The following is a 21875-nucleotide window of genomic DNA, read 5'->3' as shown; positions in this document are numbered from 1 at the left end:
TCAGGATTGGCAGGCTCATGACGATGCAGAGGTCAACGCCCACGGCCGAGTCCGCCCGGGCAGCGCTGCCTGCTGCGGCGGCGTGGATTGACGGTGACTGGTACCTCGACACGACGGGAGAGGTTCACACCCATATCGACCCCGCCACCGGAGTCGAGCTGGGCACTTGGACGCTGCCCTCTGTCTCGGACCTCGACCGGGCGGTCAGTTCGACGGCTCGTGCACAGCGTGCATGGATCGAACTGTCGCCGAGAACTCGCCGTGACCTCCTCTTCGCGCTGGGACAACAGGTCGATCAGCACGCGGACACACTCGCGTCGCTGGTGACACTTGAGATGGGTATGCCGTATCGCGCCTCGCGGGCAGCCGCCAGGGCGGCAGCGGACTGGTTCAAGCACTACGCGGGATATGCGGACAAGATCGAGGGCACCGTCCCGTCGGTGCTCCGCGACGGGGAGGGGCTTGACTACACGCGCTGCGCACCCTACGGGGTCGTCGGCGCGATAATCCCGTGGAATGGTCCGGTCATTGCGCTCGCATTGAAAGTGGCACCCGCGCTGGCGGCCGGCAACGGCGTAGTCCTCAAGCCTTCTGAGCTCGCTCCATTCTCGAGCCTGTATTTCGCCAGCCTGGTGGGTCGCGCCGGGCTTCCCGCAGGTTTGGTCAACGTGATACCCGGTGGACCGGAGGTCGGTGCAGCTCTGTGCAACCACCTCGACATCGCATTGGTCAGCTTCACCGGAGGCGGTGCTGCCGGACAGAAGGTGTCCGAGGCCGCGGCCAGGCGGCATATCCCCACAGTTCTCGAGCTGGGTGGGAAATCCGCGTCGATCATGTTCGCCGACGCAGACATTGCGACTGCCGCCAGAATGGCAGCCGTACTCGGTACCGCTCAGAACAGCGGCCAGGGCTGTTTTCTGCCGACGCGACTCCTTGTCGAACGGTCCGTATACCCCGGGGTTGTGGAGTCGATCATCGCCACCGTGGAAAACCTCCGATTGGGAGACCCGTTCGATCCCGCGGTGGCAATGGGGCCGGTGGTCAATCAGGCAGCCCGCGAACGGATCCTGTCGTTGATCGTCGCTGCGCGCGAGCGTGGAGACGGTCGGCTGGTCGCCGGAGGCAACTGCCCAGGTGGTGAGCTGTCAAGCGGAAGCTACATTCATCCAACGGTATTCGTGGATGTGCATCCGGACAGTCCCCTGGCTCAGAACGAGGTCTTCGGTCCTGTTCTGTCGGTGATCCCGTTCGACACCGAGGAAGAGGCCATCTCCATCGCGAACAACACCCGCTTCGGGTTGGCCGGCTACGTCTGGACGCGGGACCTCGGCCGTGCACACCGCGTGGCCGCTGCGCTCGAAGCGGGTTACGTGTCGGTGAACAGCATGGCGGCGCTTCCGCCCGAGGCCCCTTTCGGCGGATGGAAGGACAGCGGACGTGGTGTCGAAGGTGGACGGGAGGGGCTCGGCGAGTTTCTCCGGACCAAGAATGTTCATGTGATGTGGTAGTGGAACGGAGATATTGGTGACGGTCACCCGTAGCGATGCCATCGAGCAACTCATGGCATTGGCCAGGGACAGCGAGCAACGTGCGTTCGCCTCACACGCCCTCGAGTTTCTCACCGCGAACACCGAGTTGCGTGGGCCTCAGCAGAGCGTTTGGGGTATCGGAGACGAGCGGCTGACACTTTTCCACGAGACAAGCGATGAAGAGGAGCGCGCCGAAGCTGCTGCTGCTCTCGGCTGGCAGAAGCGGAGGTGGGAAGCCGGATTCGGCTGGATCAGCGGTCCCGTCGAACATGGCGGACGCGGTTTGTCGAGTGAATTCGACCGCCTCTACCGGCAGATCGAGTCGGCGTTCGAGATTCCCGATATGAGTCCGCTCCGGATTGGAATCGGGACGGTCGGTCCGGTGGTGACTGCGGTGGGAACACCAGAGCAGATCTCCAAGTACGTTGTACCCATCTACCGTGGTGAGAGCGTTGCGTGCCAACTGTTCTCGGAGCCCGCAGCAGGTTCAGACCTCGCTGGCGTGCGTACCCGAGCGGTCCGCGATGGAGATGACTGGCGGCTCAATGGACAGAAGGTGTGGACGTCCAACGCGCAGTTCGCCGACATTGGTCTTGCGCTGGTCCGTACGGATCCTGATGCACCAAAACACCGCGGGATCACGATGTTCCTGGTCCCCATGACAGCGCCTGGAATCGACGTTCGTCCTCTGCGCCAGATCACCGGTGGTGCGAGCTTCACCGAGGTGTTCCTCGATGACGTCGTCGTCTCTGATCGACTCCGTGTGGGGGAAGTGGGCGGCGGCTGGCGGGTTACCACCCAGGCCCTGGCAGGTGAGCGCAAGGCGGTCGGCGACCGGACCCATGAGATCACCGACCGGGCGATCGCCATGCTCGCCGAGCTTGCCACTCGTAGTGGCCGATTCGATGATCCGCAGGTTCGCCAGGACTTCGCACGCATCTACTCTCGGCTGCGGATCGCTCGGTTCCAGCAACATCGGATCCAGCAGATTCCGGATGACAGACTCAGTGGTGCGGAGCGAGCGATCGACAAGCTGCTCGTGTCGACGAACCTGCGTCTGTTGGGTGAGCTGGCCGCCGAGATCCTGGGCCCACGGTTCGTCGTCAACACAGGTGAATGGGGCACCTTCAACTGGAACAAGTGGCTAATGGGTGCGCTCGGCTACCGAATTGCCGGTGGCACTGAGGAGATTCTGAAGACCATGTTGGCGGAACGAGTGCTCATGCTGCCGAAGGAGCCGAAATGAGTCTGTCGGAGGCCCGCGCGCAATCCGAGCAGTACCAGACCGTGCTGTTCCACGTGGGAGATGACCACGTCGCAACGATCACGCTGAATCGTCCCGACGTGCTCAACAGTTTCAACCAGCAGATGCTCGACGAGTTCAGTGCCATCTGGCGGATCTGTCGGGGAGATGACAACATTCGTGCCATCGTGCTGCGAGCCGCTGGTGACCGTGCGTTCTCCACCGGTGTGGATCGCAAGGAGGGTAGATTCCGGCATCCCAATCCATGGAGTGAGGACGATCCGGGGTTCTTTCTCGGAGCCAAGCAGAATCGCGTGTGGAAACCCCTCATCATCGCCATCCACGGCATGTTCGCCGGTGGTGCCTTCTACTGGCTCAATGAGAGCGACGTCGCGATCTGCTCCACCGATGCGACATTCTTCGACCCGCACACAACGTACGGCATGACCTCGGCACTGGAGCCGGCGAGCCTGATCCGCAGGATACCGTTCGGGGAGGCGATGCGGATTGCGCTGTTCGGTCTCGATGAACGCGTGAGCGCCGCGCGTGCGCTGTCGGTCGGGTTGGTCACCGAGGTCGTCGAGCGCGCCGACCTGTGGGGAAGGGCGCATGAACTGGCGGTTCGCCTTGCTCAGAAGGAACCGCTGGCGGTCCAAGGCACTGTGAAGGCGACCTGGGACTCAATGTCGATGTCGCCGGCCGCGGCGCGCGAAGTCCCGTTGGTCTACCCGCAGATCACCAATCGGCAGACGCAGTCCGCATTCACTCCAGGAGCGGCTCGCGATTGGGAGCTCCGGTGAAGATATCTGTGCGTGTTCGCTATGCAGACCCCACCAAGTTGGGCGATCTGCTGCGGGCTGCGGAGGATGTGGGGCTGCACGGACTATGGGTCAGCGAACCCTGGGGCTACGATGCGGGGGCGGTGCTGGGGTGGTGCGCTGCCAACAGCAGACGTGTGCTTCTTGGTACGCACATCGTGTCCATCTTCGCTCGGAGCCCGGCATCGACGGCCGGAATGGCCGCATCGCTCTGGACGCTGTCGGGCGGTCGATTCCGCCTTGGTCTCGGTACCTCCGGTCCGGGAGTCGTCGAGGCGTGGAGCGGTGTTCGCTTCGTGAAACCGGTTGCACGAACCCGGGATACGGTCAACGTAATCCGGCAGGTCTTGAGCGGACAAATGGTCTCGTATCGGGGTGAGACACTCACCCTGCCGTTGGCCGGCAGTGGTCGTCGTCCTCTGAGATTTGCTCAACTGGCGGAACCCATTCCGGTGCCGATCTACCTGGGAGCTCTCGGGCCGCGGAACCAGGCCCTGACAGCCGAACTGGCCGACGGGTGGACACCGACACCGTACTCCCCGGACCACCATGCGTTGTTCGCCGCGCCGTTGAGCACCGCGATTGCCGAATCCGGTCGCGACGTGAAGATCGCGCCGGTGGTGCCGATAGCCATCGGTGACGACTTGCCGGCGATGTTCGCGCTGGAGCGTCGGTGGTCGGCCTTCTACCTGGGCGCCATGGGGGACTTCTATGCAAAGGCCGTTGCTCGAATGGGTTTCGGCCGAATGGTCGCAGACGTGCGACAGCGTTGGTCCACCGGAGACCGCGGGGGCGCTGGATCGGCACTCGAGGATGAGTACCTCGATTCGATAGGGTTGTTCGGTTCGGTGGAACGCGTGGCGCAGCGGTTGCGCCGATACGAGGCCGCCGGCGTCGATGAGGTGGTTCTTGAGCTGCGTAAGCGCGACCACCGGGATCAACTCGACGACCTCAGAACGATGGCCAAGGTACTGAGCGCATGAAGCCCGACGATTTCACCAGGATGACGTTGACAGTTCACGATGGCGTGGGGGTGATCACCCTCAATCGTCCCGAGCGAAGGAACGCGTGGGCCGGATCCAGTGCCGTGGAATACCGGTGGGCACTGCACCTGTGTGAGCAGGATCCGGCGGTCAAAGTCGTGGTTCTGACAGGTGAGGTCGACTTCTGTGTCGGCGCGGACTCGGGTCTGCTCGATGACATCGGCTCCTCCGGGGGGCGATATGAGGTCAAGAGGGTCGAGCTGCCGCCTTATCCGCCGGACGCACCTGTGGAGCTGCGCCACAATCACTTGTATCCGCTGACCCTGTCGATGCCTGTGATTGCCGCTGTTCGAGGTGGCTGCGCGGGAGCGGGATTCCTCCTCGCCACCTACGCGGACCTCCGCTTCGTCGAAGACGGCGCCAAGTTGGCGAGCGCCTTCGCTGGCCTTGGCTTACCCGCTGAGTACGGCATGGCCTGGCTGCTGCCGAGAATGGTTGGTCTGCCCAACGCCGCGCAGTTGATCTATTCGCCAGGGCCGTTCGACGCGCGCCGCGCCGAGGAGCTCGGGTGGGCACAGCGCGTTTGCCCTGTTGGTACCGTCGTGGATGAGGCACTGGCCTACGCGCAAAGCCTCGCTCGGAACAGCTCGCGGGAGTCGCTGCGGATGATGAAACGCCAGCTGTTCATTGATTCGAGTCTCGGTATCGACGAGGCCTACCGACGGTCGGTGCGCGACATGAACGACGCCCTGCACAGCGAAGACTTCAGAGAAGGTGTCCGTGCACTGCGCGAGAAGCGACAGCCGGACTTCAGGTAGACGACACCTAGTGGTCTCGGCAGAGGAACAGGATGGGAGGAACTGAAGTGAACAGTCAGCAGAGTTCCGACGTGCTCCGTCAGGAGTGCGAGCTGGGGTGGCTGGGTTATGGCCACGCGGGGCGGTCCTGGGCGAGTAGGGTCTGACCGTGGGGAATGTACTCGACACCGTCCGTCTGCCGAAGATGTCGGAGATCGTCGCCGACCGTCTGCGACAGCAGATCATCGCGGGCGAACTCGTCGAAGGCGATCCGCTGCCGCCCGAAGACCAGTTGATGGAACACGCCGGAGTTGCCCGCACCACGGTGCGTGAAGCACTGCGCATCCTGGAATCGGAGGGCCTGTTGGTGGTCCGCCGAGGTGCCGGAGGCGGAGCCCGGATCCGCACACCGCAGGTTGCGAATGTCGCACGCTACATCGGTCTGGTCCTTCAATCTCAGGGGACGCGACTGGAGGACGTGCACTCTGCGCGCGTGATGTTGGAAGCGCCCGCCGCCGGGTTGCTCGCAACGATGCCCGATCGGGCGCGCATCGTTGCCGCCTTACGAGACGCGTTGGAGGCCGAGGCTGCAGCGATGGACGATCCGGTCGCCCTGTCACACGCTCATGGCCGGTTCCATCAGTTGATCGTGCGACTGGCTGGATCGGAGACCTTCGAGGTGCTCACAGCTGTTGCAAACCGGATAATTCAGGTCCAGGCCGACCGGGTGATGGGCGCTCGCGACACAGACGGACTCACCAAGGCTGGCGCTGAGGCGGCCCATCGCGCGCACGCGCGTTACGTGGACATGGTGGAGGCCGGTGCCAGTCAGGATGCGGAGGATCTCTGGCGTAAACACCTGGAGGCCGGTGAAGCGATACTGATGTCCGACCCGTCGTCGAAGACCGTGCTCGACCTGCTTGAGTGACCGCCGTCCTGTGACGGCGTTGCGCTCAGGTATGCCCTGACCCCCTGTCCGCCGCTCGACTGAGCGGCGGCATTTTTTGATCGGAGAAAATCGATGAATGATATCGCTATTCAGCAGAAGGTCTCGAACCTGGTCGCAAAGTACGCCGATCTCTGCGATCAGCATGACTGGAAAGGAGTGGCCGCGCTGTTCACTCCCGACGGGGTGTTCGATGCGTCAACGGTCTACGGAAAGACTATGAAGGGCAGCGCTGAGCTGCTCGAGTTCTATGAGTCCGCCCCGGTCGCGGTCGGGCACCATCCGACGAGTGTGTACTGCACCTCGATCACCGACAGTGAGGTCGTCGCGCGGATGAAGATGATCGTGATCTTCAGGGCCGGCATCTTCTCTGTGGACTACCTGTGGACACTGGTGCCGTGCGGGGAGGAACTGTCGATCGCGAAGCAGACCATTTCGCTGGTGGGCAAGGTGGCCCTGCCCAAGACGGGCTAGATCGTCGGTCAACAAGCCTTACATTGGGCCTGCATGCGGTATTGCATGCAGGCCCAATGCTTTCGACGCCACCGGTAGGTGCGGGCTCAACCCGTGAAGGTGCGCAGGCGATTCTCGATGATTGATTCCGCTTGGTTCACAATCCGGGAGACGAGTTGCTCGACTGTGGGGATGTCGTGGATCAATCCCTGCGAAAGACCGGCGGTCCAGATGCCCGCGTGGACATCTCCGGTCTCGTACACCGTCCTGCCTCGGATCCCGACGACCAGATCTCGGACGTCATCGAAACTTCCTCCGTCGGAGAGAATCTGGACGACCTGACGGCTGATGGCGTTGCGGGCCACGCGGGCGGTGTTGCGCAGAGGCCGGAAGATCAAGTCGGTCTGGTGTTCATCGGCTGCAATGAGATGTGCTTTGACCGCATCGTGGACTGGACTTTCTGCGGTGCACAGGAAGCGGGTGCCCATGTTGATTCCGTCGGCGCCGAGCGCCAGCGCGGCAACCAGGCCCCGGCCGTCGGCGAATCCGCCGGATGCGATGAACGGAATGGTGAGTCGGTCCGCGGCCGCCGGGATCAGCACCAGGCCGGGTATGTCGTCTTCACCCGGATGCCCGGCGCATTCGAATCCGTCGATGCTGACCGCGTCGACTCCCAGCTCCTGGGCCTTGACGGCGTGGCGGACGCTGGTGCACTTGTGTAGAACCTTGATCCCCGCCGAATGGAAGTCGGCGAGATGCTCGACGGGATTTGCGCCGGCGGTCTCGACGAAGGGAACCCCGGCATCAATGATCGCCTTGCGGTACTCGCCGTAGGGCGGGGGATTGATCGACGGCAGAATCGTCAGATTGACTCCGAAGGGCTGATCGGTCATCTCGCGCGTGCGCTGGATCTCCTTGGTGAGGTCCTGCGGTGTCGGCTGGGTGAGGGCGGTGAGGAATCCGAGTGCGCCACTGTTGGCCACGGCGGCAACCAACTCGGCCCTCCCCACCCACTGCATACCGCCCTGGGTGATCGGATGGGTGATGCCGAACATGTCGGTGAAGCGGGTTCGCAATGTCTTTCCTCTCGTTGGTGCGACGATGTCGCCTGCCGCCTGAAGTCGTGATGCGGAGCCCGATGGTGGGGTGCGAGACCCCGTCGTCCGGGTGTCGGCGATCAGCGACTGTGTCAACGCGGCGCGAAGCGCTGTCCGGCATCGAGTCGCAGACACTGTCCATTCAGCATCGGGTTGTCGATGATGGCCAGGGCGAGTTGGCGTACTCGTCGGGACGTCCCATGCGCTTGGGAAAGGCCGCATCCGCGACCAGTGGTGCCACTTGTTCGTCACTGAACCCGGCGGTGGCGCCGGTGTGGAACAGGCTTGGTGCGATCGCTGTCACCCGAATGCCGTAAGAACCGAGGTCTCGCGCCATCACCAAAGCCATGCCGGCGATGCCGGCCTTTGCCGCGCTGTAGGCAACCTGACCGATCTGTCCTTCGAAGGCGGCGATCGACGAGGTGTTCACGATGACCCCGCGCTCGTCGTCGACCGGTTCGTTGGTGCTCATGTGGGCAGCCTGTAGGCGGTTGAGATTGAAGGTGGCGACGAGATTTAGATCGACGACCGATCGGAACATGTCGAGATCGTGTGGGCCGCGACGGCTCAGGGTCCTCGCTGTGGAGCCGCCACCGGCGGTGTTGACCGCGATGTGCAGTCCGCCGAGGTCGGACACGGCCGCTCCCAGTGCCTGCTCTACCTGATCGAAATCGGTGATATCGACGGCGTGGAAGACGCCACCGATGCCGGTTGCGGCCGCACGCCCCTCGCTGCCGGTCCGGTCGAGCACGGCAACGGCGGCACCTGCTGCGGCCAGTCGTTCAGCGGTGGCCCGTCCCATCCCGGACGCACCGCCGACGACGACGGCCTTTCTGCCCCCGACAATCCATGTGGCTCCTTTCTGTCAGAAAGGGCATAATCATACATCGAAATATTGCTCGATGTGTCGAGGGGTGGCCGACACGGTTTGGGCGGGGGCTAATTAATAGATGCTCTATTGACCGATTTGCGTTCGAAAGGTTAACGTGACTCGTCCTGGTGGAGAGGACTGAGTCCGTTCCACCGTCGCCAGAGCAAGGAGCAGTGCATGGGTGCTGTTGTCGTGGAGGCGGTTCGGACCGCAATCGGTAGACGAAACGGCGCGCTGTCGGGATGTCATCCGGTGGATCTGTCGGCAATCGTTCTCAGAGACGTTGCGGCGCGCAGCGGAATCTCGCCCGAGTTGATCGACGACGTCATCTGGGGTTGCGTCGGTCAGGTCGGGGAACAGGCGCACGACATTGCGCGCGGAGCGGTGCTGGCCGCCCAGTGGCCGGAATCCGTGCCTGGGGTGACGGTGGATCGTCAGTGTGGATCGTCACAGCAGAGCTTGAACTTCGCGGTCGCAGGAGTGGTGGCCGGCCACTACGACGCGGTGGTCGCAGGCGGCGTCGAGTCGATGTCGCGCATACCCATTGGATCAACGGTCCAAGTGTGCGGCGACCCGGTCAGCCCGAGCATCGCAGCCAGATACCCCGACGGATTCAACCAGGGTTTGGGTGCTGAGATGATGGCGGCGAAGTGGGGTTTCACCCGTGGTGACGTCGATGACTACGCGGTCGGCTCGCACGAGCGGGCCGCCGCCGCGCAGGACGCCGGGGTGTTCGACAGCCAGATCGTCCCAGTGACTCTCGAGGATGGAACGGTGGTGACCGCGGATGAAGGAGTGCGTCGTGACACCTCGACAGAGATCCTGGCCAGACTGAAGCCTGCGTTCACTGCAGACGGAGTGATTCACGCAGGCAACGCTTCACAGGTCTCGGATGGCGCAGCGGCAATGCTGGTGGTCAGCGACGACTTCGCGCGCAAACACCGTTTGGTCCCGCTTGCGCGCATTCATACTGCTGTGGTCGTGGGCACCGACCCGGTGATGATGCTCGGCGGCCCCATCCCTGCCACCGAGAAGGCACTGGCGAAGAGTGGCTTGACGACGGCGGACATCGGGGCGTTCGAAGTCAACGAAGCCTTCGCACCGGTCCCGATGGCGTGGCGGGTGGAACTGGGTGTGGACGAACGCCGTCTGAATCCCAGCGGGGGAGCCATCGCACTCGGACATCCTCTGGGTGCTTCGGGTGCGCGGATCATGACCGACATGATTCATTACATGCAGCGCAACGATATTCGTTACGGACTGCAGACAATGTGTGAAGGCGGCGGCCAGGCCAATGCCACGATTGTTGAGTTGGTGAGCCGATGACTTCTGTCACTCCTGCCGCGGTTCTCGTCGAACGACGCGGACACACGATGATCATCACGCTGAACAGGCCCGAGGCACGTAACGCGGTGAATGCTGCTGTGGCCAACGGGGTTGGGCAGGCGCTCGAGGAGGCCGACCGCGATCCCACGGTTCGGGCGGCGGTGATCACCGGCTCTGGCGACAAATCCTTCTGCGCTGGAGCGGATCTCAAGGCGATCAGTCGCGGTGAAAACGTGCATGCACCCGGAAACGAGAGCTGGGGCCTCGCTGGCTTCGTCAAACACACGGTCTCGGTTCCGACGATTGCGGCGGTCAACGGCATGGCGCTCGGCGGTGGGGCAGAACTCGCACTCGCGGCGGACCTGATCGTCGCGGACGAGAATGCGGTGTTCGGCCTGCCGGAGGTCAAGCGGGGCCTGCTCGCAGGAGCGGGAGGACTGTTGCGTCTTCCTGCTCAGATTCCCCAGCGCCTCGCCATGGAACTCATTCTCACCGGAGATTCCATAACCGCCGAGCGGGCACTGGCGTGGGGGTTGATAAATCGGGTGGTACCCCACGGCACGGCGGTCGAAGCGGCCGTCGAGCTCGCTGACAGAATCGCGGAGAACGCGCCGTTGGCGGTGCAGGCGAGTAAGCGGGTGGTGCTCGGCATCGTTGACAACGACCGGTGCGATGAGGCGCCACGCTGGCGGGTCAACGATGCCGAAGTGGAGAACATCCTCACCACGGAGGATGCAGTCGAAGGCCCACGCGCCTTCACCGAGAAGCGCGCGCCGGTGTGGCGGGGTCGATGATCGAGATGGACGCACGAGACGGTAGAGGATCGACCCGATGACATCGGCCGACTGCGCTGTGCTGCTTCTGCGGGCCTGCATCGGCCTCACGATGTGTGCCCACGGGTACGCGAAACTGTTCCGCGGTGGACGCATCCCGGGCACCGCGCGCTGGTTCGACAGCCTCGGCATGAGGCCCGGAGCGGTGCACGCATGGCTGGCGGCGGTCTGCGAGGTCGGTTCGGGCCTGTTCCTGGCGCTGGGCTTGCTGACACCGTTCGCAGCCGCAGCGTTCGTCTCGCTGATGCTGGTCGCTGCGCGGACAGTTCATCGAGGTGACGGTTTCTTCGTCACCGCCAACGGCTGGGAGTACAACCTGGTGCTCGCGGTCAGTGCGGTGAGTGTCGCCATCGCAGGGGCGGGACGGCTGAGTATCGACTGGTTGGCGCTCGGCCGTGATCTGTGGTCGGGCTGGTCCGGACTGCTGATCTCCGTCGGAGGCGGTGTCACGGCTGCCATGGTGCTACTCGGGGTCAGCTTCAGGCCCGCGCGGGCGGCATCCACGGAACAAACGTGAGCGCGCAGGGGGAACGTCGATTGCCTCCCCCATCGTGCGAACACTGGCGCTCGGCGGCGAGGTCGCGGAACTGGACGGATAGGCTCGGAGAGCCCGAGTGGATCACAGCGGCGCTGCAGACTCCGGCATCTTCCCGCGTGCTCACTGTCGACGGGATACACGTCATGTGTCGGGAATGGGGATGTGGAAACCCCGCAAGCGTTGTCCTGCTGCACGGCAGCGCGGCAAACAGTCATTGGTGGGACCACATCGGGCCCCACCTCGCCATCGACAGACACGTTGTCGCGTTGGATATGTCGGGGCATGGGGACAGCGCCCACCATGCCGGATACAGCCAACAACGATGGGCCGAGCAACTCGGCGCTGTGGTTGGCCATGTTGCGCTGGCGAGGCCGGTGGTGGTGGCACACAGTATGGGCGGCAAGGTCGCTTATCGGGCCGCAGTGTCGGGTCTGGACAGAAAGCTGGCCGGCCTCGCACTGTTGGATGCCAACATCGCCGGGCCGTTGTCTGCCGGTGCCGCGGCTGCCGTGCGTGCGCGCGGGCTTCGAGTGCGCAAGATCTATGCCGACCACGCCTCGGCGGTTGAGGCGTTCCGACCGTTTCGCAGCACAGTGATGCCTTTCCCCGATCTCCTTCGACACATCGGAGAGAACTCGATAACACCCGCTGAAGGTGGATGGACGTGGAAGTTCGACCCGAGAACGTTCATCGCCGCTACACAACCACCGCCCGCGGTCACCCGGTTGAGATGTCCGGCTGCAATCGTGCGGGCCGAGCATGGCTCGGTCCTATCGGATTCGGGTGCCCATGCGTTGATCGATGGGCTGGGGGGCGCCACGCAACTTCATGTGCTCGCCGGATCGGGGCACCACATGATGCTCGACAGCCCGAGATCGCTGACCGCTCACCTGCTCCGACTGCTCGACGAGTGGGGCTGACTGTGCTGCAGCGGTGAGATGGTCACTGCGGGGTCGAGGAGCCCAGTTCCTCGGCTGGACCGGTGAAATAGTGTTCACCGTCGAATGCGGCGGGCATGGCCGCCGCCAGGAAACGTCCAACCCCAGGTTGTTCAAGGACCTCGAAAAGCGGATGATCGCGGAGGTCTCCGCTGGTCACTACGTCCTCAAACGTCCGGTAACGCTGGTGCAACACCGTCGTCGTCGCCAGCACTTGCTCGACTTCCACGGTGGTGTGCTCGGAGAACCACCTGGCGAAGAGGGCCGTCAGTGTCTCGCGATGGATGAACCGAGCGGATTCGGTGGAGAAATCCACACCGAGCGCGGCTTCGAGCGCAGCCACCGCATCCTTGCAGCCGGTGACCTCGACGAGGTCGCGGAAATGTCGCGGCGTGAGCGCCACAACCATGATTCTCCCACCGTCAGCGGTGGCGAAGTCAGTGCCGTACGTGCCGTAGACATCGTTGCCGGTCCCCAGGCGGTCACGCGAATTCACCTGCGGTTCAGTCAAATAGCCCAGACAACTGGTGATGGACAATGCCACGTCTTCAAGAGGAAGTCTGATCTCTGCGCCCCGCCCAGTGAGATCGCGTCGGCGCACCGCAGCTGTGATCGCCAGTGCGGCATACAGGCCACACGCTACATCCCATGCGGGCAGCACATGGTTGACGACTCCTGCATTCTGAGTGGGACCCGTGATCATCGGAAAGCCAAGACCTGCATTGACTGTGTAGTCGACGCCCGGAGACCCGTCGCTGCCCCCGACAAGTTCCAGGGTGATGACATCCGAGCGCAAGGCGGACAGTGTTCGGTGACTCATCCAGTCCCTGCCGGCCGAATTGGTGACGAGAACGCCCCCGCCGGGGCCAGAGTCGACAACCATGCGCTGTACCAGAGTCTGTCCCTCGGTCGACTTCAGATCGGCTGTCACTGAGCGCTTTCCCTTGTTCAGTCCGGTCCAGTAGATCGACGTGCCCACCGGAGCCCCGTTGTGACCGTCGGTGAGTGGCCAGCGACTGATGTCGGCCGCTCCGCCGACTGGGTCGATGCGAACCACCTCGGCCCCCAGTTGAGCGAGGGTCAGTCCGCACAGTGGTGAGGCCACGAAACTCGACACCTCGACAACGCGAATGCCGGTGAGTGGTCGTTGGGAGGTCATCAGTGTGTCCGATCCGTTGTGCAACGTTGTGCGCTCATGGCAGCAGTGCCCAGAAAAGCCAGTCGAGGACCTCGTGGGAGTTGCCCTCCGCGTCGATCGCAGAGACCACCGAACGCAGCCTGAGCGCTCCGCCCTCGGCGAGCGGATCAGCTGCTAGAACAGACAGTCGGCTGATCAGGGTGTCGCCCTCGTGGACGGGCCCGGTGTGGTCGCAGGAATCCCATGCCAGGACGGTCGCCAGATTGGGCAGTGCGCGCGATGCCTGTGCGAGGGCGATGCCTATCGTGTGCCCGCCGTAGACCAGTCGGCCCGCGGCACCGACTCGACTGTCGTGATGAGTGGCAGCGATGTTGAGCGTGAGTCGTGCCAGTTCGGGTGCGCTGGATACGACATCGCCGCTGGAGGTGAAGATCTGGCCGACCAGATCGGTGGAGAACACGGTGCCGGGGGTACTGTCGCGCAGAGCGCGGAGATCCCAGGGGGGAATGACAGGTGGTGCGGGCTTGCTGGGTCCGATGGTTGTCAGATCGTCGGTGTGTCTCGTGCGGTTGGGGTCTGGAGCATCCGAAAGCGGCAGCATGGCGCATCGGTAGAAGTCGAGGATAGGCCTGCCCTCCTGGTCCCGAGTCGTCATCCGCAGTGCGGCAAGCCCTGTCGGCGCGCGGCCGGGTTTGGGCGAGTTCTCTCGAAGGCCGACGACCTCAGTCACAGTCGCCAGTGTGTCACCGATGTGGGGGTAGCGAAGGAACCGCAGTCCGCGGTAGAACAGATTCGCTTTGACGTGGTGAGTCGCCAGGGTGGACTGGCCGATGGCAAGGTCGGCGACCAGACCCGGATGGGCAACGGGTTTGTCGTGCCCGGTAATGCGGTGCGAGAGGTGCGCGTCGAGTGGCAGTCGCAGCCGGTCGCCGACAACTGCCTGATGCACGGCGGCCAAGCCGTTGGTCAGTGTCACGGATGGAGCGTCGTCGAACTTCATCCCATGGTGGAGTTCGTCGAAGTAGGGCCCACCGACGGGCGTGGGTGTGGTCATTGCTCGCCCGCTTTCGCCAAGAGTCGTCGTGCTGAAGATACGAGTGCTGCATCGAGCATCCGGCTATCCAACTGGACTGCGCCGGCGCCTCTCTGCGTGGCCTCGTGCATTGCCGCCAGCGCGCGTCGGGCTTCCCCAAGGGCCGTGGGATCGGGGGTGAAGATCTGGGTGGCTGAGGCGATCTGATTCGGGTGAAGGACCCATGTGCCGTCGAATCCGAGAGTGCAGGCCCAGACTTTTGCGGCTCGAAAGTGTTCGTCGTCGACGATCGTGAGGTGCGGTCCGTCGATCACTGAGATACCCGCGGCGCGTGCTGCGATCAACACTGTCTCCTGGATGGGATGCCATACGCCGCTGGGCGATTTCGGGTCTCGGCCCAGGCTCGCTCCGAGGTCGGCATATCCGATGATCACCGCGTCCAATCGGGCAGTGGTCGAGCAGAGCGCTGCGATGTCGCGGACGCCGGTGGGTGTTTCGACCAGAGCCTGTAGCCGGGTGGCTGAATCACCGAGGAGACCGTCGGCTTCGGCCAATTCGGCTGGCGTTTCGGCTTTGGGGAGGACCACCGTCGCCAGAGCGGGCCCCATCTGCGCGCAGGCGGACAAGTCGTCGTGAACCCACTCGGTGTTGAACCCGTTGATGCGGACTGAAACCAACCTCTTTCCGCCGAACTCGGCGACGAGGGACGCGGCGGTGGCGCGGGCGGTCGCCTTGTTGTCGGGGGTCACCGCGTCCTCGAGATCGAGGACGACTTCGTCTGCCGATGATGCCAAGGCCTTACGTGCCTTGTGTTCGTCGGACGCGGGTGCAACCAGCACCGCTCGGCGACGGACAGTGTGCATGAGATCAAGCCCCCTGGTCAGCGCAGTGGTCAAAATGTACGGCCATATCGGGGAGATGCTATCAGTGGATATTCCAACCTATATGAGCACTTCGCTTGACTGGCAGGTGATCCCTTGGCAACTATGGCCGTATAAAGTCCGGGAACTGGCTCGTTGGGCCGTGATGCGTAGGTGGGTTGATGAGCAAGCTGAATGCCGAGGAGTCGTTTCTCGTCGAGACGGTGCGGGCTTTCGTCGATCGGGATGTGAAGCCGAGCGTGCAGGCTGTCGAGCACGCAAACGAGTATCCCGAGCTGTGGATCGACCAGATGAAGTAGATCGGGATCTATGGACTGGCGGTACCGGAGGCTTATGGGGGTGCCCCGGTGTCCATGCCGTGCTATGCGCAGGTGACGCAGGAGCTCGCGCGCGGATGGATGAGCCTGGCCGGCGCGATGGGGGGCCACACCGTGGTCGCAAAGCTGCTCACGCTGTTCGGGACCGAGGAGCAGAAACGCAGGTACCTTCCGGGGATGGCCACGGGGGAGATCAGGGCCACGATGGCCCTTACGGAGCCCGGTGGTGGATCAGACCTGCAGGCGATGACGACAGTGGCTCGCGCTGATGGTGACGACCTGGTGATTGCCGGTGCCAAGACATGGATTTCGAATGCCCGCCGGTCGGCACTGATCGCGCTGCTGTGCAAGACCGATCCGGCGGCCGTGCCCAAACACAGGGGCATCTCGATAGTGCTTGTCGAACACGGGCCGGGGCTGACGGTATCGCGGGACCTGCCCAAACTGGGCTACAAGGGCGTTGAGTCGTGTGAGGTGTCCTTCGACGGGTATCGCGTCCCTGCGTCGGCGATCCTCGGTGCGGTGCCGGGCAGGGGCTTTGCCCAGATGATGAAGGGCCTGGAGACTGGGCGAATCCAGGTGGCCGCTCGGGCTCTGGGAGTGGCAACCGCCGCTCTGGAGGACTCCCTGGCCTATGCGCAGCAGCGGGAGAGCTTCGGTCAGCCGATCTGGATGCATCAGTCGATTGGCAATTACCTCGCCGAGATGGCGACCAAACTGACCGCCGCCCGGCAGTTGACCTGGTATGCGGCCGAAAGATACGACAGCGGGGATCGCTGCGACATGGAGGCCGGCATGGCCAAACTCTATGCGTCCGAGGTGGCCATGGAGATTGCGCTCAACGCCGTGCGTATCCACGGCGGCTACGGGTACTCGACCGAATACGACGTGGAGCGCTACTTCCGCGACGCCCCGCTGATGATCGTCGGGGAGGGGACCAACGAGATTCAGCGCAACGTCATCGCATCGCAGCTGGTGTCTCGGGGCGGCATCTGAAAAGGGATGCCTCCACGCGATAGCATCGCGTGCGATGGGCATGCTGGACGGCGCGCAACCCGCCTATAAGGCGTTGGCCGCACAGTTGCGGTCGCAGATCGCCAACGGTGAGTTCCGAGACGGAGTGCGCCTACCTACTGAGGCTGAACTGGCCAGGACGCACGGAATCAGCAGGCAGACCGTGCGCCGTGCCTTTCTGGAGCTCGTCGCCGACGGTGTTGTCTATCGAGTTCCCGGTCGCGGTACCTTCGCCACTGAAACCGGTGGTCGCTATCTACGCCAACTCGGGTCCATCGAGGACTTGATGAACCTCTCCGCCGACACCGATATGGAGGTGCTCGAGGCACCCTCACGCCGAGTCGACCTCGAAGCCGCCGGGCGATTGCGACTGGAGACCGATGTGGTTTATCGAGTCGTGTTTCGGCGGTTCCACGACGGCGTCCCGTTCGTGGTGACCGCCGTGTCGTGGCCCGAGGGCATCGCCAGGCTCGTGTCCGACGCCCCTGAGTTGAAGCAGGGAGCACTCAGTTCCTACACGATGATCGGGTTGCTGGAACCGCATCTGAAGCATCCGATCGTCGAGTGCGCCCAGTCGATAACCGCGACAGCGGCATCAGAGTTCTTGGCGGGTCAGCTGGGTTGCGCGGTCGGTCAGCCGGTACTCCGCGTCGACCGGACCTACCTCGACTCCAGTGGAACCGCCGTTGAACTGGCGGTGAGCCATTTCCTGCCCGAGGCCTACACCTACCGTGTGACTCTTCGGCGCGAGGCCAGGTGAAGGCGCCCCAGACTGCGATCACCTGATCGTTTAATTATCCATCGTTATCCGCCGCTGGTAGCCGACCTGGCGATGTTTGGTGCCTACCATGAGAGCATATTACGAGCTATAATACAGCGATTATTTTAGTATGCGGCGATCCGGCCGGTGTGGCGACGGGGTGGGGATGCATTTCCCCGAGATGAGGAGAACTCACGCTGATGAAATCGATGTCCAGCCCTGACTCCGGGTGCCGGAACCGCGATCCGCGGGGTCGGGCGTGAGGATCCGCGATCGGCACGTGCTTGTCACCGGTGGATCCCACGGGATCGGCGCCGAGATTGCGCTCGAGTTCGCGCGGCGCGGCGCCAGGGTGACCGTTCTCGGACGTGATGGCCGGCGTCTGCAAGAGGTCGCCAGCCGGGTTGGGGGTGCATGTGTGCAGGCCGATCTGGCCGAAGTCGCGGAGGTGGGCGTTGCGCTCGCAAAAGTCGAGGATGCGGCCGGCACTGTCGACGTCCTCATCAACAACGCAGCCATCGCCATCACCAGCGAGGTGGACTCACATGCAGGAGGCGATGTCGAGCGTCTCATGACGGTCAACTCGGTCGCTCCGATGGAGCTGACCCGTCAGGCGCTGCCTGGGATGCTCGACCGGGGATACGGTCACATCGTCAACATCTCGTCACTGGCAGGAGTGGCCGCGGTTCCCCACCTGGCGGTGTACGGAGCGAGTAAGGCTGCGCTGCACCACTACACGATCGGTGTCCAGCGAGAACTGCAGATGAAGAACGCTGCCGTCGGGATGACGCTCGCGACGCTGGGGGAGATCGCAGGCACCCGCCTGATGGAAGACGCGCGCGAGTCACCGGTCATCGCGGCCGTCTCGGAGAGGTTTGCGCGCATGCGAGCACTGCCGAAGATCACCCCCGCGGATGTGGCGATGGCAGTTGTAGCGGGTGTCGAACGGCAGGCTCGGTACGTCACGCTACCCAAGCGGCTCAGTCCGCTGATCCAGTTGCGAGACGTGCCGAGTCGGCTGCAGGACGTCATGTTCCGCGGCATCGGCTGACCGCGCCCGTTTGCGTGCGGGCTGCCCGCCATGGGCCCCGCAATTCACCCCGCGGCTAGAACGCCTGCGGCCCGAACAGCGGCGGCCGGCACACGTTCTCGATCGGATCCCACCACCAGCCGTCGAGGCAGCCCAGCGGGGTGGTCGAGACCGGCGGGCGGCAGGTGCGGGCCCCCGGATCCCACCAGCCGTTCTCGCAGTTGGGCACCAGCGGCGGCTGGCACCGGTTGGCGACGGGATCCCACCACTCGCCGGGCGCGCACTCGGCGGAGGCGACGCCCGGCGTCACGAGGGTGGGGAACATCAGCGGAGCGGCGGCCGCCACCGCGCCGACGGCCAAGCGCTGCAATGACTTCCTCGCGGAGACCTCCCGATGACTGGCGATTGCACTGCGGGCCAGCCTAAATCAGCTCGGGACGGACTCCGAAGACGACACTTCGGGCTGGCCCTCAGGCTCGGGGGACTCGGAGGGGGCCGTGGGCTTGGGCCACGGGCTGGGCACCGGGCGCGGGCGCACCCGCTGCGGCCACCAGAACCAGCGGCCCAGCAGCGACGCGATGGACGGGGTCATCAACGACCGCACCACCAGCGTGTCGAACAGCAGGCCCAGGCCGATGGCGGTGCCCACCTGGCCGATGATGATCAGCTTGCTGACCGCCATCGACATCATGGTGAACGCGAACACCAGGCCGGCGGCCGTCACCACCGAACCGGTGCCCACCATGGAGCGCAGGATGCCGGTGTTGATGCCCGCGTGGACCTCCTCCTTCATGCGGGAGACCAGCAGCAGGTTGTAGTCCGCGCCCACGGCCAGCAACACGATGACCGACATCGGCAACACCATCCAGTGCAGCGGGATGCCGACGATGTGCTGCCACAACAGCACCGAGAGACCGAAGGAGGCGGCCAGGCTGAGCACCACGGTGCCGACGATGACGCCGGCCGCCGCGATGGCGCGGGTGAGCACCATCATGATGATGAAGATCAGAATCAGCGCGGCGCACGCGACGATCAGCAGGTCGTAGTTGGCGCCCAGTTGGAGGTCGGCGTAGGTGGCCGCGGTACCGCCCAGGTAGATCGTCGCGCCCTCCCACGGGGTGCCCTTGATGGCGTCCGCGGCGGCGACCTTGAGCGGTTCGATCCGCGAGATGCCTTCCGGCGTCAGGGGATCGCCCTGGTGGGTGATGGTGAACCGCACAGACTTGCCGTCGGGGGAGATGAAGTTGTCCATGCCCTCGATGAAGTCGGCGTTGGTGAACGCCTCCGGCGGCAGGTAGAACGAGTCGTCGTTGAGTGCCGCGTCGAACGCGTCACCCATCGCGGTCATGTCCTCCTGCAGGGACATCGCCAGATCCTGCTGCGCCTTCTGCGAGGCGTACTGGTTGAGCAGGATCTCCTTCTGGTGCTTCATCGACTGGATCTGCGCCGGCATGACGGACACCATCCGCGGCATCAGTTCGGCCATGCGGCGCATCTCCGGCACCAGGTCCTGGAAGTCGTCGGACATGGTGTTCAGCCCGTCGAGCGCGTCGAACACCGAGCGCATGGACCAGCAGACCGGGATGTTGAAGCAGTGCGGTTCCCAGTACAGGTAGTTGCGGATCGGACGCATGATGTCCTCGAAGTCCGCGAGATGGTCACGCACATCGGACATGTCGTCGGACGTGTTGGCCATCTTGTCGGCCATCCGCGCCGAGACCTCGGCGAGATCGGACTGGATGTTCATCATCTCGGTCATCGCGTCGATGCTGACCTGCAGGTCGTCGGCCTGCCTGAGCATGTTCTCCAGATTGTTTCGGGTGTAGTCGTTGCTCATGATCTGCAGGTTGCCGCTCTGGCCGAGCGTGTACGGGATCGTCGAATGCTCGATGGGCTTGCCGTCGGGCCGGGTGATGGTCTGCACCTGGGCGATACCGTGAACGCGCACAAGGGCTTTGGCGATCTTGTCGATCACCAGGAAGTCCGCGGGGTTGCGCAGGTCGTGGTCGGTCTCGATCAGCATCAGGTCCGGATTCATCTTCGCCTGCGTGAAGTGCCGGTCGGAGGCGACGTAGCCGACGTTGGCCGGCACGGACTCGGGCAGGTAGATCCGGTCGTTGTAGGTGGTGTGGTAGCCGGGCAGCGCGACCAGTCCGACCAGCGCGGCGATGATGGCGCACACCAGGATCGCGCCGGGCCAGCGGACCGTGGAGGTGCCGACCTTGTGCCACAGCTTCGACTGGCCCATCCGCTTGGGTTCCAGGATCCTCCCGAATCGGCTGGCCACCGAGATCAGCGCGGGTCCCAGGGTCAGGCCCGACGCGATCACCATCAGCATGCCGACGGCCAGCGGGATGCCCATGGTGTGGAAGTAGGGCAGTCGTGTGAAGTACAGGCACGACGCCGCACCGGCGATGGTCAGACCCGAGGCCAGCACCACGTGCGCGGTGCCGTGGAACATGTCGTAGTAGGCCGCTTCCCGGTCCATCCCCTTGCGGCGGGCCTCGTGGTAGCGGCCGATCAGGAAGATCGCATAGTCGGTGGCCGCGGCGATGGCCAGCGTCACCAGCATGTTGATGGCGAACGTGGGTCAGGCCGAAGACATGGTGGTAGCCCAGGACGGCCACGATGCCGCGGGCCGACATCAGCCCGGCCATCACCAGCACCATCACGATGCCGGTGGTGATCGCGGAGCGGTAGACGATCAACAGCATCACGATGATGACGGCGAACGTCACCAGTTCGATGGTCTTCATGCTGGCGTCGCCGACGACGGTCTGGTCGGCGGTCAGCGCCGAGGGACCGGTGACGTACACGTGCAGACCGTCGGGGGCGAACTCGTCCGAGGCGATGTCGCGCACGGCGTGCACCGACTCGTTGGCCAGGGCCTCGCCCTGCTCGCCGGCGATGTAGACCTGCACTTAGGCGGCCTTGTTGTCGACGCTCTGGGCGCCGGTGGTGGTCAGCGAGTCGCCCCAGAAGTCCTGGACGTGCTCGACGTGCTTCGTGTCGGCCTCGAGACCGTCGACCATGTCGTCGTAGAAGCGGTGCGCCTCGTCGCCGAGGGGTTCGTCGCCCTCGAGGACGATCATCACCGAACTGGAGGTCTTGTACTTGTCGAACACCTCACCGACGCGCTTGATGGCGATCTTGGACGGGGCGTCGGCGGGGCTCATGGAGACCGCGCGCATCTTGCCGACCTGATCGAGTTGCGGCACAACGCTGTTGAGCACCGCGATGATGGCCACCCAGGCCAGGATGATCGGGACGGCGAAGGTGCGGATGAACCGCGGGATGAAGGGGCGGCGCACCTCGGCCCGATGTCGGGGG

At 64.1% G+C, this 21875-nt stretch carries 18 protein-coding genes and 3 pseudogenes; 14 read left to right on the top strand and 7 right to left on the bottom strand.

Annotated elements, in window-relative coordinates; genetic code table 11:
* The first annotated feature begins 17 nt into the window (after nucleotides 1-17).
* The 7 genes from R2K23_RS20225 to R2K23_RS20195 all read left to right on the top strand — a co-directional run bounded on the left by R2K23_RS20225 (nucleotide 18) and on the right by R2K23_RS20195 (nucleotide 6790).
* Nucleotides 18-1508, top strand: a complete 1491-nt coding sequence (locus R2K23_RS20225) for an aldehyde dehydrogenase family protein (protein ID WP_316512087.1) — start codon at nucleotides 18-20, stop codon at nucleotides 1506-1508.
* Between the two features lie 16 nt (nucleotides 1509-1524).
* Nucleotides 1525-2775, top strand: a complete 1251-nt coding sequence (locus R2K23_RS20220; protein WP_316512085.1) for an acyl-CoA dehydrogenase family protein — start codon at nucleotides 1525-1527, stop codon at nucleotides 2773-2775.
* A complete protein-coding gene (locus tag R2K23_RS20215) occupies nucleotides 2772-3572 on the top strand; it encodes an enoyl-CoA hydratase/isomerase family protein (RefSeq protein WP_316512084.1) in 801 nt (266 codons plus the stop codon). The genes R2K23_RS20220 and R2K23_RS20215 overlap by 4 nt, the downstream gene beginning before the upstream one ends.
* On the top strand, nucleotides 3569-4573 hold the full coding sequence (locus tag R2K23_RS20210; RefSeq protein WP_316512082.1) for an LLM class flavin-dependent oxidoreductase: 1005 nt from the start codon (nucleotides 3569-3571) through the stop codon (nucleotides 4571-4573). The genes R2K23_RS20215 and R2K23_RS20210 overlap by 4 nt, the downstream gene beginning before the upstream one ends.
* Nucleotides 4570-5391, top strand: a complete 822-nt coding sequence (locus R2K23_RS20205) for an enoyl-CoA hydratase-related protein (RefSeq protein WP_316512081.1) — start codon at nucleotides 4570-4572, stop codon at nucleotides 5389-5391. The genes R2K23_RS20210 and R2K23_RS20205 overlap by 4 nt, the downstream gene beginning before the upstream one ends.
* 148 nt (nucleotides 5392-5539) lie before the next feature.
* Nucleotides 5540-6298: a FadR/GntR family transcriptional regulator gene (locus tag R2K23_RS20200; RefSeq protein ID WP_316512079.1), complete on the top strand. Its 759-nt coding sequence runs from the start codon at nucleotides 5540-5542 to the stop codon at nucleotides 6296-6298.
* Nucleotides 6299-6391: 93 nt separating this feature from the next.
* A complete protein-coding gene (locus R2K23_RS20195; RefSeq protein ID WP_316512078.1) occupies nucleotides 6392-6790 on the top strand; it encodes a nuclear transport factor 2 family protein in 399 nt (132 codons plus the stop codon).
* A gap of 86 nt (nucleotides 6791-6876) precedes the next feature.
* On the opposite strand, the gene R2K23_RS20190 is transcribed toward R2K23_RS20195, so the two are convergent.
* Both R2K23_RS20190 and R2K23_RS20185 read right to left on the bottom strand, forming a co-directional pair.
* Nucleotides 6877-7845, bottom strand: coding sequence for an NAD(P)H-dependent flavin oxidoreductase (locus R2K23_RS20190; RefSeq protein WP_316512076.1), 969 nt, complete (start codon nucleotides 7843-7845; stop codon nucleotides 6877-6879).
* 113 nt (nucleotides 7846-7958) lie between these two features.
* Nucleotides 7959-8668: pseudogene (locus tag R2K23_RS20185) on the bottom strand (SDR family NAD(P)-dependent oxidoreductase).
* 246 nt (nucleotides 8669-8914) lie between these two features.
* On the opposite strand from R2K23_RS20185, the gene R2K23_RS20180 reads away from it, so the two are divergent.
* From R2K23_RS20180 to R2K23_RS20165, 4 genes are all read left to right on the top strand, one after another.
* Nucleotides 8915-10063: a thiolase family protein gene (locus R2K23_RS20180; protein ID WP_316512075.1), complete on the top strand. Its 1149-nt coding sequence runs from the start codon at nucleotides 8915-8917 to the stop codon at nucleotides 10061-10063.
* Nucleotides 10060-10857: a crotonase/enoyl-CoA hydratase family protein gene (locus R2K23_RS20175; protein ID WP_316512074.1), complete on the top strand. Its 798-nt coding sequence runs from the start codon at nucleotides 10060-10062 to the stop codon at nucleotides 10855-10857. The genes R2K23_RS20180 and R2K23_RS20175 overlap by 4 nt, the downstream gene beginning before the upstream one ends.
* A gap of 37 nt (nucleotides 10858-10894) precedes the next feature.
* Complete coding sequence (locus R2K23_RS20170) at nucleotides 10895-11413, top strand: DoxX family protein (RefSeq protein ID WP_316512073.1); 519 nt, start codon at nucleotides 10895-10897, stop codon at nucleotides 11411-11413.
* Between the two features lie 137 nt (nucleotides 11414-11550).
* A complete protein-coding gene (locus R2K23_RS20165) occupies nucleotides 11551-12354 on the top strand; it encodes an alpha/beta fold hydrolase (RefSeq protein ID WP_316512072.1) in 804 nt (267 codons plus the stop codon).
* A 22-nt stretch (nucleotides 12355-12376) separates the two neighbouring features.
* Here R2K23_RS20165 and R2K23_RS20160 read toward each other — a convergent pair whose 3' ends face one another.
* The 3 genes from R2K23_RS20160 to R2K23_RS20150 are packed head-to-tail and all read right to left on the bottom strand — an operon-like array spanning nucleotide 12377 to nucleotide 15406.
* Nucleotides 12377-13534: a CoA transferase gene (locus R2K23_RS20160; protein WP_316517433.1), complete on the bottom strand. Its 1158-nt coding sequence runs from the start codon at nucleotides 13532-13534 to the stop codon at nucleotides 12377-12379.
* A 31-nt stretch (nucleotides 13535-13565) separates the two neighbouring features.
* On the bottom strand, nucleotides 13566-14564 hold the full coding sequence (locus R2K23_RS20155) for a MaoC family dehydratase (protein WP_316512070.1): 999 nt from the start codon (nucleotides 14562-14564) through the stop codon (nucleotides 13566-13568).
* Entirely contained in the window at nucleotides 14561-15406 is an 846-nt protein-coding gene (locus R2K23_RS20150; RefSeq protein ID WP_316517431.1) for an HpcH/HpaI aldolase/citrate lyase family protein, read from the bottom strand. Before R2K23_RS20150 ends, R2K23_RS20155 begins: the two co-directional genes overlap by 4 nt.
* 179 nt (nucleotides 15407-15585) lie before the next feature.
* Here R2K23_RS20150 and R2K23_RS20145 point away from each other — a divergent pair.
* The 3 genes and pseudogenes from R2K23_RS20145 (at nucleotide 15586) to R2K23_RS20135 (ending at nucleotide 18566) form a co-directional block, all read left to right on the top strand.
* Nucleotides 15586-16737 (top strand): annotated as a pseudogene (locus R2K23_RS20145) (acyl-CoA dehydrogenase family protein).
* A gap of 34 nt (nucleotides 16738-16771) precedes the next feature.
* Nucleotides 16772-17515: a GntR family transcriptional regulator gene (locus R2K23_RS20140; RefSeq protein ID WP_316512068.1), complete on the top strand. Its 744-nt coding sequence runs from the start codon at nucleotides 16772-16774 to the stop codon at nucleotides 17513-17515.
* Nucleotides 17516-17774: 259 nt separating this feature from the next.
* Nucleotides 17775-18566 (top strand): SDR family NAD(P)-dependent oxidoreductase, encoded by a 792-nt coding sequence (locus tag R2K23_RS20135; RefSeq protein WP_316512067.1) that lies wholly within the window; start codon nucleotides 17775-17777, stop codon nucleotides 18564-18566.
* A 55-nt stretch (nucleotides 18567-18621) separates the two neighbouring features.
* Here R2K23_RS20135 and R2K23_RS20130 read toward each other — a convergent pair whose 3' ends face one another.
* Together R2K23_RS20130 and R2K23_RS20125 are read right to left on the bottom strand one after the other, a co-directional pair.
* Nucleotides 18622-18915 (bottom strand): hypothetical protein, encoded by a 294-nt coding sequence (locus tag R2K23_RS20130; protein WP_316512065.1) that lies wholly within the window; start codon nucleotides 18913-18915, stop codon nucleotides 18622-18624.
* Between the two features lie 57 nt (nucleotides 18916-18972).
* A pseudogene (locus R2K23_RS20125) lies at nucleotides 18973-21856 on the bottom strand (MMPL/RND family transporter).
* Nucleotides 21857-21875: the final 19 nt, after the last annotated feature.

It is taken from the genome of Mycolicibacterium sp. MU0050 (assembly GCF_963378085.1).
GTDB lineage: Bacteria > Actinomycetota > Actinomycetes > Mycobacteriales > Mycobacteriaceae > Mycobacterium > Mycobacterium wendilense.
This window is presented reverse-complemented; position numbering and strand designations above follow the sequence as displayed.

Excerpts from the sequence above, each read along its gene's own strand:
- R2K23_RS20205 (WP_316512081.1), top strand. The coding sequence starts at position 4,570 with ATGAAGCCCGACGATTTCACCAGGATGACGTTGACAGTTCACGATGGC.
- R2K23_RS20180 (WP_316512075.1), top strand. The coding sequence starts at position 8,915 with ATGGGTGCTGTTGTCGTGGAGGCGGTTCGGACCGCAATCGGTAGACGA.
- R2K23_RS20140 (WP_316512068.1), top strand. The coding sequence starts at position 16,772 with ATGGGCATGCTGGACGGCGCGCAACCCGCCTATAAGGCGTTGGCCGCA.
- R2K23_RS20150 (WP_316517431.1), bottom strand. The coding sequence starts at position 15,406 with ATGCACACTGTCCGTCGCCGAGCGGTGCTGGTTGCACCCGCGTCCGAC.
- R2K23_RS20170 (WP_316512073.1), top strand. The coding sequence starts at position 10,895 with ATGACATCGGCCGACTGCGCTGTGCTGCTTCTGCGGGCCTGCATCGGC.
- R2K23_RS20175 (WP_316512074.1), top strand. The coding sequence starts at position 10,060 with ATGACTTCTGTCACTCCTGCCGCGGTTCTCGTCGAACGACGCGGACAC.
- R2K23_RS20155 (WP_316512070.1), bottom strand. The coding sequence starts at position 14,564 with ATGACCACACCCACGCCCGTCGGTGGGCCCTACTTCGACGAACTCCAC.
- R2K23_RS20195 (WP_316512078.1), top strand. The coding sequence starts at position 6,392 with ATGAATGATATCGCTATTCAGCAGAAGGTCTCGAACCTGGTCGCAAAG.
- R2K23_RS20215 (WP_316512084.1), top strand. The coding sequence starts at position 2,772 with ATGAGTCTGTCGGAGGCCCGCGCGCAATCCGAGCAGTACCAGACCGTG.
- R2K23_RS20225 (WP_316512087.1), top strand. The coding sequence starts at position 18 with ATGACGATGCAGAGGTCAACGCCCACGGCCGAGTCCGCCCGGGCAGCG.